The sequence below is a fragment of the Halorubrum sp. Atlit-8R genome, assembly GCF_003666025.1.
Taxonomy (GTDB): domain Archaea; phylum Halobacteriota; class Halobacteria; order Halobacteriales; family Haloferacaceae; genus Halorubrum; species Halorubrum salinarum.
This window is the reverse complement of sequence record NZ_QPLV01000001.1, coordinates 240,878-253,147: the sequence shown is the minus strand read 5'-3', so window position 1 is coordinate 253,147 and position 12,270 is coordinate 240,878. Positions and strand designations below refer to the sequence as shown.

General features: G+C 70.7%; 13 protein-coding genes. 6 read left to right on the top strand and 7 right to left on the bottom strand.

Going from position 1 to position 12,270, the window contains the following annotated elements:
* Nucleotides 1-60: 60 nt before the first annotated feature.
* Nucleotides 61-291 (bottom strand): ribbon-helix-helix domain-containing protein, encoded by a 231-nt coding sequence (locus DVK05_RS01210; RefSeq protein WP_233559327.1) that lies wholly within the window; start codon nt 289-291, stop codon nt 61-63.
* A 202-nt stretch (nt 292-493) separates the two neighbouring features.
* On the opposite strand from DVK05_RS01210, the gene DVK05_RS01205 reads away from it, so the two are divergent.
* Nucleotides 494-784, top strand: a complete 291-nt coding sequence (locus tag DVK05_RS01205; protein ID WP_121561630.1) for a UPF0175 family protein — start codon at nt 494-496, stop codon at nt 782-784.
* Nucleotides 781-1,287 (top strand): DUF3368 domain-containing protein, encoded by a 507-nt coding sequence (locus DVK05_RS01200; RefSeq protein ID WP_121561629.1) that lies wholly within the window; start codon nt 781-783, stop codon nt 1,285-1,287. The genes DVK05_RS01205 and DVK05_RS01200 overlap by 4 nt, the downstream gene beginning before the upstream one ends.
* Before the next feature lie 160 nt (nt 1,288-1,447).
* Here DVK05_RS01200 and DVK05_RS01195 read toward each other — a convergent pair whose 3' ends face one another.
* The 3 genes from DVK05_RS01195 to DVK05_RS01185 all read right to left on the bottom strand — a co-directional run bounded on the left by DVK05_RS01195 (nt 1,448) and on the right by DVK05_RS01185 (nt 4,120).
* Nucleotides 1,448-1,726, bottom strand: a complete 279-nt coding sequence (locus DVK05_RS01195; RefSeq protein ID WP_121561628.1) for a hypothetical protein — start codon at nt 1,724-1,726, stop codon at nt 1,448-1,450.
* Entirely contained in the window at nt 1,704-2,306 is a 603-nt protein-coding gene (locus DVK05_RS01190) for a hypothetical protein (protein ID WP_121561627.1), read from the bottom strand. The genes DVK05_RS01195 and DVK05_RS01190 overlap by 23 nt, the downstream gene beginning before the upstream one ends.
* 101 nt (nt 2,307-2,407) lie before the next feature.
* Nucleotides 2,408-4,120 (bottom strand): L-lactate permease, encoded by a 1,713-nt coding sequence (locus DVK05_RS01185; RefSeq protein WP_121561626.1) that lies wholly within the window; start codon nt 4,118-4,120, stop codon nt 2,408-2,410.
* Between the two features lie 242 nt (nt 4,121-4,362).
* On the opposite strand from DVK05_RS01185, the gene DVK05_RS17205 reads away from it, so the two are divergent.
* Nucleotides 4,363-4,512: a hypothetical protein gene (locus DVK05_RS17205; RefSeq protein WP_199712272.1), complete on the top strand. Its 150-nt coding sequence runs from the start codon at nt 4,363-4,365 to the stop codon at nt 4,510-4,512.
* Between the two features lie 58 nt (nt 4,513-4,570).
* Here the strand turns inward: DVK05_RS17205 and DVK05_RS01180 are convergent, their stop codons facing one another.
* The 3 genes from DVK05_RS01180 to DVK05_RS01170 form a co-directional block, all read right to left on the bottom strand.
* Nucleotides 4,571-5,737 (bottom strand): ABC transporter ATP-binding protein, encoded by a 1,167-nt coding sequence (locus DVK05_RS01180; RefSeq protein WP_121561625.1) that lies wholly within the window; start codon nt 5,735-5,737, stop codon nt 4,571-4,573.
* 161 nt (nt 5,738-5,898) lie between these two features.
* The gene (purL, locus tag DVK05_RS01175) at nt 5,899-8,160 is read right to left on the bottom strand and encodes a phosphoribosylformylglycinamidine synthase subunit PurL (protein ID WP_121561624.1); all 2,262 of its coding nucleotides are present in this window, start codon (nt 8,158-8,160) and stop codon (nt 5,899-5,901) included.
* A 364-nt stretch (nt 8,161-8,524) separates the two neighbouring features.
* On the bottom strand, nt 8,525-8,902 hold the full coding sequence (locus DVK05_RS01170; protein ID WP_121561623.1) for a hypothetical protein: 378 nt from the start codon (nt 8,900-8,902) through the stop codon (nt 8,525-8,527).
* A 113-nt stretch (nt 8,903-9,015) separates the two neighbouring features.
* On the opposite strand from DVK05_RS01170, the gene DVK05_RS01165 reads away from it, so the two are divergent.
* The 3 genes from DVK05_RS01165 to DVK05_RS01155 all read left to right on the top strand — a co-directional run bounded on the left by DVK05_RS01165 (nt 9,016) and on the right by DVK05_RS01155 (nt 12,257).
* On the top strand, nt 9,016-10,044 hold the full coding sequence (locus DVK05_RS01165) for an ATP-binding protein (RefSeq protein WP_121561622.1): 1,029 nt from the start codon (nt 9,016-9,018) through the stop codon (nt 10,042-10,044).
* An 87-nt stretch (nt 10,045-10,131) separates the two neighbouring features.
* Complete coding sequence (locus tag DVK05_RS01160; protein ID WP_121561621.1) at nt 10,132-11,181, top strand: MBL fold metallo-hydrolase; 1,050 nt, start codon at nt 10,132-10,134, stop codon at nt 11,179-11,181.
* A 128-nt stretch (nt 11,182-11,309) separates the two neighbouring features.
* Entirely contained in the window at nt 11,310-12,257 is a 948-nt protein-coding gene (locus DVK05_RS01155) for a DUF4129 domain-containing protein (RefSeq protein WP_121561620.1), read from the top strand.
* Nucleotides 12,258-12,270 lie beyond the last annotated feature (13 nt).

Sequence of the window (12,270 nt, the reverse complement as noted above, 5' to 3'; positions counted from 1 at the left end):
GGCGCGTCGAGTCCGTTGAAGACCTGCGCGGCAGGCCGCCGGAGTTCCTACGTCCAGTCGTTACTCCTCGTCATCGATCATTTCGGCGACCTCGGCGCGAGAGACGGCCTCACTCACACCCTTCCGCATCGCGTACTCCTCGGCCGCGATGCTCGCCAGCATATCACGTGACGCACCCGGGTGCTCCGTCGCGTCCCGGATCGCGTGCCGGAGGAACTCGCTCCGAGAGGTGTAGCCCTCTTCTCTCCAGGCCGCGTCGATCTCCACCAACTGGCGCTCGGTGACGCGCACGTTGATCGTCGTCTCGGGGTCGTCGATACCGCTATCGTTCGTACCCGTTTCAGATATACGTGTGTATTATCTCCGCGGCCATATAGGTACTCTCTACCTGGAGACTGTCGCCCTCGATGTTTGGACGGCCAATCCACGCTCCGAGTAAGGACGGGGGAGTCCCGCCGAGACCTATGAATACATCGTACACATAGCAAACAGTGTGCCCACCATCTCCGCCCGCGTCTCTGACGACCTCGAAGCCGAACTCGAGGCGTACCTCGAGTCCGAGCGTCTCGACCGGAGTACGGCAGTCAGGAAACTCCTTGCTGAGGGGCTCGACGAGTGGTGCCGGGAACGCGCGCTCGACTGGTTCGCGGATGGTGAGGTATCGCTTGCCAGGGCCGCCGGGCTCGCGGAGATGTCGGTCTGGGAGTTCGCGCGGCTCGTCAGAGAATCTGACCGCCCGTGGGTTTCGTCCGATCACCTCGAAGCCGACCTCGACAACCTGTGACCTGGATCTTCGACGCGACCTCACTAATCTACCTCGCGAGGGCGGAACGGCTGGGCGTCGTCGAGAAACTTTCGGACCCGCAGCTCGTCCTCGAATGGGTGTACCACGAGGTCGTGACCGAGAGGGTCGAAGCGGGTTACAACGACGCGCGCTGGATCGAGCGGGCGGTCGAGGGCGGGAACCTCGACGTCGTTGAGGTCAACTTCGACGGCTCCACGGTCGCGACACGGCTTGAGCGTCATTCAGGGCTGAGCAACGCCGATGTCGCGGTGCTCGCGTGTGCCGACGCGCGCGACGGCGTCGCGGTAATGGACGAGGCCGCGGGTCGCTCGGCGGCTGCGGTCGGGGGGGTCGAGACACGCGGGACCGCGCACGTCTTCCTCCCGGCGGTGAAACGCGGAAAGTTGTCCGCCGAGGCGATCGACGCGATGATCGACCGTGGCTGGTACGTCGCGCCGGACGTGTACACCAGGAACGTCGGGAAGTTGGAGTCGTTCGAGTAACGACTATTACGGCTCGTGAGAGAGGCTTCGGTATGGTATCGCCCCTCCGGCTATCAGAGGAACAAAAAGAACGAATGCGGCGCGGCCGAGTCAGTTCCGGGGTCGCAACCGACGAGGCGGACATCGATGAGATACTCTACGACTGAGTTCGGGCGTCGATCTACTCCTCGCTGTTATTTTCCTCGTTGATCTCACCTTCGGCCCGCAACGTCTCGTCCGCGAACTCCCGGATTCGCTTCTTCTCCTCGGCGCTCATGTCGACCGCCTGCGCGCTCTCGATCTGGCCGTTCACGACCGCGTTCTGTTGCGGGCCCCATACTTCCGGCGGTTGCGTGTTAATATACTCGGCCCACCGGATCACCTGCTCGTAGCGGGGCGGTCGCTCGGGACCGTCATCGCTTCCGGCCGAGCCCTCTTTAGGTGTTTGTGAGTCGCTCATAGCGGTCTTCGACGTCGAGTCGTTCGACCCACATTTCGAGCCGGTCGCGGGAAAGCGTTTCTTCGAAAACAGTGTAGAGGTGCGCGGCGTCTTCGAGGTCGGTCCGACCGCCGAGCGAGAGCTTGTACGCGATCTGGAGTTCGAGCGGGCCGATGGGGACCGTCTCGCCGCCGACGTGCGCGTCGATCGCGTTCGCAAGCGACGCGCGGTCGAACTCGTCCTTCGGGAACTTCAGTTCGAGGTGTGGCGTCATCTCGCCGTCCGGCGCGACCCAGATGTTCGTCCCGCTGGCGAGGTTCCCGTACGTGTCCGAGAGCGGCATCGCCGGTCCCCAGTACCCCTCACGCTCCAGTTCGGCGACGAGGTCGTCGATCCGTTCCGACGAGCAGCGCTCGATGAACACGTCGACGTCCTCGGTCGAACGCGACCGCCCGGCGAGTATCGCGACGTAGCCCGCGACGAAGACGTGGTCGATGTCGAGGCGCGAGAGCACCCGAGAGAATCTGACCGCGAGCTCGTCAAGGCGATTGGGCTCGCGGTCGACGACGAGTCCGCGGTCGGTGAGGTCGACGCCGCCCATACACGGTCGTCGATGCGACCGCGGATAAAATTCCGCTTCGATCTGACGGCTCTCAGAAACCGAGCCCGAAACGCCCGGTTCCGAACCGACCCGCCGCGGGCTCAGAACAGCCCGGGCACGAAGACGTAGCTCAAGAGCATCCCGAACAGCCCGGCGAACAGCGCGAACAGGGCCATCGGGACGATGGCCTTGCGGAGCAGGTCGCCCTCGCGGCCGGTGATGCCGACGACGCCGCAGATCGCGGCGACGTTCAGCACGGAGACCATGTTGCCGAGGCCGCCGCCGACGTTCTGGAGGCTGACGACGATCGTCCGGGAGAGCTCGACCGTCTCGGCGGCGTTGTACTGGAGCACGCTGAAGAGGATGTTCGAAGAGGTGTTGCTCCCGGTCATGAAGGAGCCGATGGCGCCGATCCACGGCGAGATCATCGGGAGCAGGCCGCCGGCGCCGATCGCGAGCGCCCGGCTGAGCGCTTCCATCATGCCGAGCAGGTCCGCGGTGTTCGTCTGCGACTGGATCATCACCTGCGTCATCGACACCGCGATGATGAGCGTGAGCGCGGCGGGCGCGACCTGCTCGACCGACCGCCGCCACGCGGCGCCCATCTCGTCGAGGTCCATCTTGTGGATGAGACCGGTGAGGACGGCGATGGGGATGAACGGCATCGTCCCCGGCAGGTAGAGGTACTGGAGCGTGTACCCGAGCTCCGTGCCGAGGATCGAGTCGATGCTGACGGAGAAGCTCTGGATCCACGCGAGCACCTCGGTCCCGGCGAGGGTGAGGTCGGGCCACCGCGTGACGAGCAGCGCGAGGGCGACGAGCAGGTACGGCGTCCACGCGAGCAGCACCGACATCTCTTTTTTCGGCTGGTCGCGGGAGATCTCGTCGAGGTCCAGCCCGCCGAGCCAGGTGTCGCTCCACCGCGAGTCGCTCGGGAAGTCCCACTCGCGGTCGGGGACGAGGACGTCGTTGTTCGCGAGCAGGAGCCCGACGCCGAGGACGACGAACCCGGCCGCGATGTCGGGGAGGGCGGGCCCGACGATCCACGCGATGGCCAGCTGCGTCCCGCCCGTGACGGCGCCGAGCAGGAGCGCGAACGGCGCGATGGGGAGCGTGTCGCGGACGGCGCCGCCCACGCTCCGCCCGCCGTCGGCGTCGCCGAACCAGTACGTCAGGAAGAACACGCCGAGCAGGCCCCAGAACACGTAGGTCACCCCCGTGACGACGCCGGACCACGCGGAGACCATCGAGAGGAACTCGCCGACGCTCATCGAGCCCGACAGCGCCGGTTCGATGACGGCGCCGGTACCGCCGATGACCGGGGTGCCGGCCGCGCCGAACGGCGGGTTCGGCGCGTTGAAGAACAGGCCGAACACCGCGGCCGCCAGCGGCGGGAAGCCGAGCCCGATGAAGAGCGGCGCGGCGAGCGCGCCGGGAGTGCCGAACCCGGCCGCGCCCTCGATGATCGTCATGAAGCCGAGGCCGATGAGCAGGACCTGGATGCGTCTGTCCTCCTCGATCTGGCCGAAGTACCAGCGGATGGTGGCGATGGCGCCGCTTCCCTCGAGGTAGTTCATCAGGAGGATGGCGCCGAAGACGATGAGGATGATGTCGACCGCCTGGAGCGCGCCGTAGACGGCCGACGCGACCAGCCAGTCGAGCTCCATGCCCCAGTACGTCAGTCCGATCCCGCCCGCGAGCAGCCACCCGACGCCCATCGCGCGGGCGGCCGACCACCGCAGTCCGGCGAGCAGGACGAACGCGACGGCGATCGGAATGACGCCGACGAACGCTAGCGTGAGGACTGTTGTCATAGTTGTGTCAGTTGCCCGTACCTTGGCGTCCCGCAACGAACCATATGTAAGTTTCTTTTCTGACGAAACTTCCCGAACTGATCGGGACACGGGAGCGCCCATCGCGGCCGGACGCGCGTTACATATCGCGTCGAGAGATCGTATGGGGGGACGGCCCGGGACACCGGGTGCGCCCGGGCCAGGGCGGGTCGGCGCCGTCGGCTTCAGGTGGGCTTATGTATCCCCCGACCGGAATCGCGAGCATGGACGACCACTCGCACGAGCCCGACCCGGACGCGCGCGTGACCGCCCCGATGCAGGAGTTCGGGACCCGTGAGGTCGGTATCGGCGCGGCCATCACCCTGATCGGCCTAGTGATCGCGTACGCCGTTCCGTTCCTCGCCACCTTCTGAGCGCCGCCGGCGCTCTCCGGGCACGGCTATCGACGGGAAATCGCCGCCAGCGGCGCTCTCAGCGCGGGTACCAGGCGAGCGGGTGGTCCGCCGTGAGCTCCAAGGAGACCGGCTCGTCGAGGTCGAACTCCTCGACGTGGTTGTGGAGGCAGTGGACCGCCTCGCCGGAGTCGAGCTCGACCCGGTAGACGAACGAGGGGCCGACGTACTGGCGGGAGGTGACGACACCGTCGGCGAGCTCCGGGCTCGCCGGCGTCGCGCGGAGGTCGTCGGGGCGGACCAAGACGTCGACGGGCGCCCCGTCGTAGACGGTGTCGTATCCCTCCAGCGTGACGGCGTCGAAGCGGCCGATACCGGTGTCGACCTTCCCGTCGCGGAGCTCGCCTTCGAGGAACGACGCCCGGCCGAGGAAGGAGGCGACGAACTTCGACTCGGGGCGCTCGAAGACTGACTCGGGGCGGCCGACTTGCTCGATCTGCCCGTCGTTCATCACGGCGACGCGGTCAGAGATGGACAGCGCCTCCTCCTGATCGTGGGTGACCGAGACGGCGGTGACGCCCGCCTCCTTCAGGATGCGGCGCACCTCCTCGCGCATCTCCACCCGGAGGCGCACGTCGAGGTTCGAGAACGGCTCGTCCAAGAGGAGCACCTCGGGCTCGGGCGCCAGCGAGCGGGCCAGCGCCACGCGCTGCTTCTGCCCGCCCGAGAGCTGGTCCGGCGTCTTCTCGCCGTGGTCGGTCATCTCGACCAGTTCCAAGAGCTCGTCGACGCGCGCCTCGCTCTCGGCGGCGTCGGCGTCCGACAGCCCGAACGCGATGTTCTCGCGGACGGTGAGGTGGGGGAAGAGCGCGAAGTTCTGGAAGACGATGCCCACGTCGCGCCGCTCCGGCGGAACGAACGACCCGTCGCCGGCGACGACCTCGTCGCCGAGGGTGATGTGGCCCTCCGTGGGCTCTTCTAGTCCCGCGATGGTGCGCAGCGTCGTCGTCTTGCCGCATCCGGACGGGCCGAGGAACGTCAGCAGCTCGCCCGACCGGACGTCGAGCGAGACGTCCTCGACCGCGGTCTCCGGGCCGAACGCCTTCGTCACGTCCGACAGCGACAGGACGTGGTCGGCGTCGCCGCCGGCCGACCGCCGGTCGTCCGAGTCGTCGCGGGGTCGCTCGCTCGTCGCGTCGTCCGACTCGACCGAGCGCGTCGTGCCGACTGGTTCCGTGGATGCCATCGATGAGAGGCGGGCGCCGGGCCGACCGGCGTCCCGCGGTTGCCGCCACATACTTTAGGAGTGCCTAAAAGCGTATCGCTCGCTCTCGCGGCGTCGAAATCGGGTGGTCGCGGGGACGGACCGCGGACGGTCGAATTCCCAACGCGCCGCTCCCCGGCGGGTCAGGCCAGTTCGCGGTCGATCACGTCGCGGTGGTCCCGTATCGCGTCGGCGGAGAGCGCGACCGACTCGTCGCCGACCGAGAGCGAGAGCGTCCCGTCCGTCGTCACCTCGCCGAGCCGGAAGACGGGGAGGTCACCGACCTCGGCGGCGACGCCCTCGGGGTCGGTGGTCTGGACGAGGAGGCGGCCGGGCGTCTCGTCGAAGGCCGCGACGCGGTCGGGGAGGGTCGCGTCGACGCCGGCGTCGTCGGTCACCAGCTCGGCGAGCGCGACCGCGAGCCCGCCCTCGCTCACGTCGTGGGCCGCGAGCGTCGACTCGTGGCGGGCGGCCGCCGCCAGCGACGCGACGAGTCCGCCGAGGTCGTCGGCGCCGCCGGAGTCGTCGGGCAGCGCCGGGAACCGGTCGCTGCCACCGGCGTGCGCGAGGTACTCGGAGCCGCCGAGCGCGTCGCCGGCCGCGCCGACGAGCAGCAGCTCGGAGTCGACCGCGCGGTCGGCGTCGAGCGCGGCCGGCGGCGCGTCGTAGCCGCGCGTCGTCCCCAGCACCGCGAGCGTCGGGGTCGGCGGGATCGGGCCCTCGACGCTGTCGTTGTACAGCGAGACGTTCCCGCCGACGACCGGGGCGTCGAGCGCGGCGCAGGCGTCGGCGAGCCCGTCGACGATCCCCTCGAACGCGCCGTACACGTCCGGCTTCTCCGGGTTGCCGCCGTTGAGGCAGTCGACCGCGGCGAGCGGGACCGCGCCGGTCGCGGCGAGGTTCGTCGCGTTCTCCAGGGCGACGGCGCGGGCGCCCTCGTACGGCGCGGCCGCGGTCCACTTCGGGTTCGCGCCGGAGGCGAGCGCGAGGCCGACGCCGTCGCCGGACTCGTCCGCGCCGCCGTCGGCCCCGTCCTCCGCTTCCGTCTCCCGGATCGCGAGCAGCGCGGCGTCGTCGCCGGGCTTCAGGGCGGTGCGCGTGCCGACCTCGTGGTCGTACTGGCGGTACACCCAGCGCTTGCTCGCGGTCGAGGGGGCAGAGAGGACGGCGGCGACCGCCTCGTCGAGCGGGGGCTCGTCGTCCGGCAGGTCGCGCTCGGGTTCGCTCGGCGGCTCGCTCGGCAGGTCGTTCATCGGCGCGCCGTCGGCGAGGAACTCGGCCGGCGCGTCGACGACGACCTCGGACTCCCCGTCGCCGTCCGCGTCGCCCGCGAACTCGCAGACGTAGTTCCCCTCGGTCACCTCGCCGATGACGGAGCAGCCGAGGTCGAACCGCTCGGCGAGCGCGGCGACGCGGTCGACGTCCGCGGGCGCGACCTCGTAGCACATCCGTTCCTGGCTCTCGGCGAGCAGGATCTCGGTGGCGTTCATGTTCGGCTCGCGCTGGTGCACGCGGTCGAGCTCGATGCGGGCGCCGAGGCCGCCCTTCGCGACGAGCTCGGAGGAGGCGCCGCCGAGGCCGGCCGCGCCGAGGTCGCGGGCCGAGCGGACGAGGTCCTCGTCGAGCAGCGCCTCGTTACACTCGATCAGGCGCTTCTCGGCGTAGGGGTCGCCGACCTGGACCGCGGGGCGGTCCTCGGTCTCCGCGTCCTCGGCGAGGTCCTCGCTCGCGAAGGAGGCGCCGCCGAGCCCGTCGCGGCCGGTGCCGTTGCCGACTAAGACGAGCTTGTTGCCCGGCTCCTGCGCGGTGGCCGTGACGAGCCGCTCCTCGTTCGTCAGGCCGACGCAGGCGACGTTGACGAGGGGGTTCCCCTCGTAGCCGCCGTGGAAGGCGACGCTGCCGCCGACCGTGGGGACGCCGATACAGTTCCCGTAGTGGGAGATGCCCTCGACGACGCCCTCGAAGAGGTACCGGGAGCGCTCGCGGTCGAAGCCGCCGAAGTACAGCGAGTCGAGCAGCCCGACCGGGTACGCGCCCATGCTCATCGTGTCGCGGACGATGCCGCCGACGCCGGTCGCCGCGCCGTCGAACGGGTCGACGAAGGAGGGGTGGTTGTGGCTCTCGACGCCGAACGTGACGTAGGTGTCGCCGTAGTCGTCGGCGTCGCGCTCGGCCGCGGGGTCGTCGGCCGCGTCGGGCTCGGGCAGCGCGAGGACCGCGGCGTCGTCGCCGGGGCCGACCACGACCTGGTCGCCCTCGCTGTCGAACGCCGACAGCAGGGGCCGCGAGGAGCGGTACGCGCAGTGCTCGCTCCAGAGGTTCTCGAACAACGCGGCCTCGGCCGCCGTCGGCTCCCGACCGAGCTCCGCGGTCACGAGCTCGTGGTCCGCATCGGACAGACTCATTCACTTACGTGGTCACCGAGCCGGGTCTAATGCTTTTCTATACGCACGTTCGTGTGTATTCGAGGACAGCGGCGCCGACGCGACGCGAAAGCGACCAACGGTCGTTGTGCGGTGGCGCGTGCCTGCGAGGCCGCCCCGCGGCCGAGCAGCACCGCGCGAGGGAGTCGCTGGCGCCGGAGCGAAGCGGAGGGGCCAGCGACGAGGCTGTGGAGGTGTGAGGCGCGGGGCTGTGCGGTCGGGGTAGGACTCAGAGGGGCAGCCGCGCGGCGAGCGTGCGCCCGCCCCACGGCTGGGGCTTTGGCGGCGTTCGCCACCGATCCGCCAGCAACGATTTATAAACCAGCGCTCAGAAGCCCGCGACTAGTTATAGGAAGACGGTCACCGCGGCAAAGACCACAACCGTCCCGGCCGCGCCGAGCGCCATCGCCTTCGCGTTGAGGCGGACCGCCTTCTTGCGGTCGGCGGCGAGCGCCTCCTCGTTCTGTATCTCGTTCGCCCCGTCGCCCACGTCGAAGACGCCCATCCCGGCGAAGCCGATACAGAAGCGCTCGCGGTACTGCAACGCCCCCATCGCGGCGCCGTACAGCGGGACCACGGCGGCGATCAGCGACCACCGCGGCCACGCGAGCGCGACGGCCGCCGCGACGTAGACGGCGGCGACCAAGAGCGACCCGACGCCGAGGAGGAGCCGCCGTCGCTGTTGGGTCGGTCCGATGTTACACACGCCCGGTTGGTACTCCATATCGCCGGAACGGGCGGGAGAAGCAAAGCCCCAACGGATCGGTGACGGATCGGACGGGGCCGCGGCTGACGATGGTTTATTACGGACCGGCCGGAACCGGATCACGAACACAGATGGGGGACCGCGACCGAGAGCGACGAGCGCGGGACCTGCGGCGGTACGAGACGATCCTCGAGTCGCTCGACGACGCCGTCTACGCAATCCGTCCCGACGGCACGATCGTCTACGTCAACGAGCGGTACGCGGAGATGAAAGGCGTCGACCGCGATGAGCTCCTCGGTACGGACATCTACGACTGGGTGAGCGAGGAGACAGCGGAGCGCGCGCGGCGGGAGCGCGCGGCGATGCGCGAGGAGGGCCGCGACGCCGGCTCCATCGAGTACGAGTTCGAGCCGGTCGACGGCGAGCCGTTCCCGGCGGAGATGCGGTTCGGGCCGACCGAACTCGGCGACGACGGAGAGCTCGGCCGCGTCGGGGTGATCCGAGACGTGAGCGAACGGCGGCGACGGGAGCGCGAGCTGGAGCGTCAGAACGAGCGGCTCGAAGAGTTCGCGAGCATCGTGTCACACGACCTCCGGAACCCGCTCGACGTGGCGCAGGGGCGCCTCGAACTCGCCCGAGAGGAGGTCGAGTCCCCGCACCTCGACGCGGTGGCCCGCGCCCACGAGCGCATGGCGACGCTCATCGACGACCTCCTGACGCTGGCGCGCGAGGGCGTCGACGTGGAGTCGACGGAGGCGGTCGACCTCACCGCGGTCACGCGGGAGTGCTGGCGGGGCGTCGACACCGCGGACGCGACGCTGAACGCGGCGGCGTCCCTGACGGTCCGCGCGGACCGGAGCCGGCTCAAACAGCTGCTGGAGAACCTGATCCGGAACGCGGTCGAACACGGCGGCGAGGCGGTCGCGGTCACGGTCGGCGATCTCGACGATGGCTTCTACGTCGCGGACGACGGGCCGGGGATTCCGGAAGGAGAGCGTGACGCGATCTTCGAGGCGGGGCACACGACCGACCCGAACGGGACGGGCTTCGGGCTCGCCATCGTCGAGCGGGTCGCCGAGGCACACGGCTGGACGGTGTCGGTCGCCGCGAGCGACGCGGGCGGCGCGCGCTTCGAGTTCACCGGCGTCGACGTCGAGTGACGGACGCGACCCGGGGACGGGAGGCGGCCGACCGGTCCGCCTCGCCGCGGTGGCAACCCTGAAATGCGCGCCGCGCGAGGTGGTCGTGTGAAACGGATCCAGCTCGGCAACACCGTCTTCGAGGGCGAAAACGACGTGTACCTGCTCGACGGCGAGACGACGGCGCTCGTCGACACCGGCGTCGCGCTCCCGGACGTGCGCGGGGAGTTGGTCGACGGCCTCGCCGAGCACGGCCGCTCGTTCGCCGACGTGGACGCGGTCGTGCTCACCCACTGGCACCCGGACCACGCGGGGCTCGCGGGCGAGGTACAGGCCGCGGGCGGCGCCGACGTGTACGTCCACGAGGCGGACGCCGGCCTCGTCGACGGGACCGAGACGCCGCTGTTCGCCGACCGCGACCTCCAGCGCGAGACGTTCGAGCGCTGGGGGATGCCCGCGGCCGACCGCGAGCGACTGACGGGGTTCTTCGACGCGGTCAGCGCGGACCTCTCCGGTGACCCCGCCGACGTGACGACGTTCGGCGACAGCGACGTGATCGAGGCCGGCGGCGTCGAACTCGAAGCCCTCCACCTGCCGGGCCACACCGCGGGGCTCTCCGGGTTCGCGTTCGACCCCCGAACCGTCCCCGACCACGAGCCCGTGGCGGGGGACGACGCGACGGAGGAGGCCTTCACCGGGGACGCGCTGCTCCCGAAGTACACCCCGAACGTCGGCGGCGCGGACGTGCGCGTCGAGGGGGCGCTCGCCGCCTACGCCGAGAGCCTCGCGCGGCTCGTCGCGCGCGACTTCGACGCCGCCCACCCCGGCCACCGCTGGCGGATCGACGAGCCGAGCCGCCGCGCGGCGACGATCCTCGACCACCACCGCCACCGGACCCGCCGGGTGATCGACGTGCTCGACGAGTCGGGGCCCGCGACCGCGTGGGAGGTGTCGGCGGCGCTGTTCGGCTCGCTGGAGGACATCCACGTGCTCCACGGCCCCGGCGAGGCGTTCTCGCACCTCGACCACCTCGCGGCCGCCGGCGTCGTCGAGCGCGACGGGACCGCGTACCGCCTGGTCGACCCCGAGCCCGACGTGGACGCGCTGTTCCCGACGACGCCGCTCGACGACCTCGTCGACGGGAGCGAGGACGCGTAGGGGAGCGGTCCGGACGCTCGGCCGAGTCGCCCGCTCGGGGCACCGGTGACGCCAGCCCGGAGCGGTGAGCCCCCGGACCGGGCGGCCGACGCCGTAAGCTATTCCCGGCGGCCGGCGTATTCGGGGACGTGAAGCGGGACGCCCTCGTCGCGGTCGCGGTCGCCCTCCTTGCCCTCGTCGCGCTCGGCGTCGCTGCCGCGACGCTGAACACCGCCGTCGACACGGGTAGCGGCGGGTTCGGCGGAGGCGGCGGCGAGGCCCCGAGCGTCGGGTCGGACACCGGCGACCCCGGCGTGCTCTCCTCGTCGGGCGAGGCCGGCGAGTTCTCCGCGTCGGGGCTCTGTTTCCCGTCGCTGCGGGAGCCGCCGGCCGTGTTGGCGCTGCTCGTCGGACTGACGCTGCTCGCCGCGATCACCTACCGCGACACCGCGTCGCCGTTCGCGAGCGTCGCCGTCGCGAGCGTGATGGGCGCCCCCATCGGGGTCCTCTTCTGGGTGCTGTCGACGTGCCGCTCGGTCGCGGAGAGCGTCACCGTCTCGCTCGGCCTCGGCGGCAACGGGACGAGCATCCTGCCGGCCGGCGCCGTCGGCGGCGCCGGCGTCGGCGGCGGCGAGGGCGCGGCGTCGGCGCCGCAGATCCTGTTCGCGCTCGTCGTCGTGGTCGCGGTGATCGCCAGCGTCGCCGCGCTGCTCCTCGCCGGCGGCGACGACGAGACGGACGGGGACGCGGCCGCGCGGGCCGAGGAGCCGGCCGAGGACCCGCCGGACCTCGACGCGATCGGCCGGACCGCCGGCGAGGCCGCGGACCGGATCGAGTCGTCGGACGCGGACAACGAGGTGTACCGCGCGTGGCGGGACATGACGGACGTGCTCGACGTCGACCGGCCCGCCTCCTCGACGCCCGCCGAGTTCGCGACCGCCGCGGTCGACGCCGGCGTCGACGAGGAGCCGGTGACCGCGCTCACCGAGGTGTTCGAGCGCGTGCGGTACGGCGGCGAGGACGCGACCGACGACCGCGAGCGCCGCGCCGTCGAGGCGCTGCGCCGGATCGAGGAGCGACACGGGGGCGACTCGTGACGCGCGACCGGTC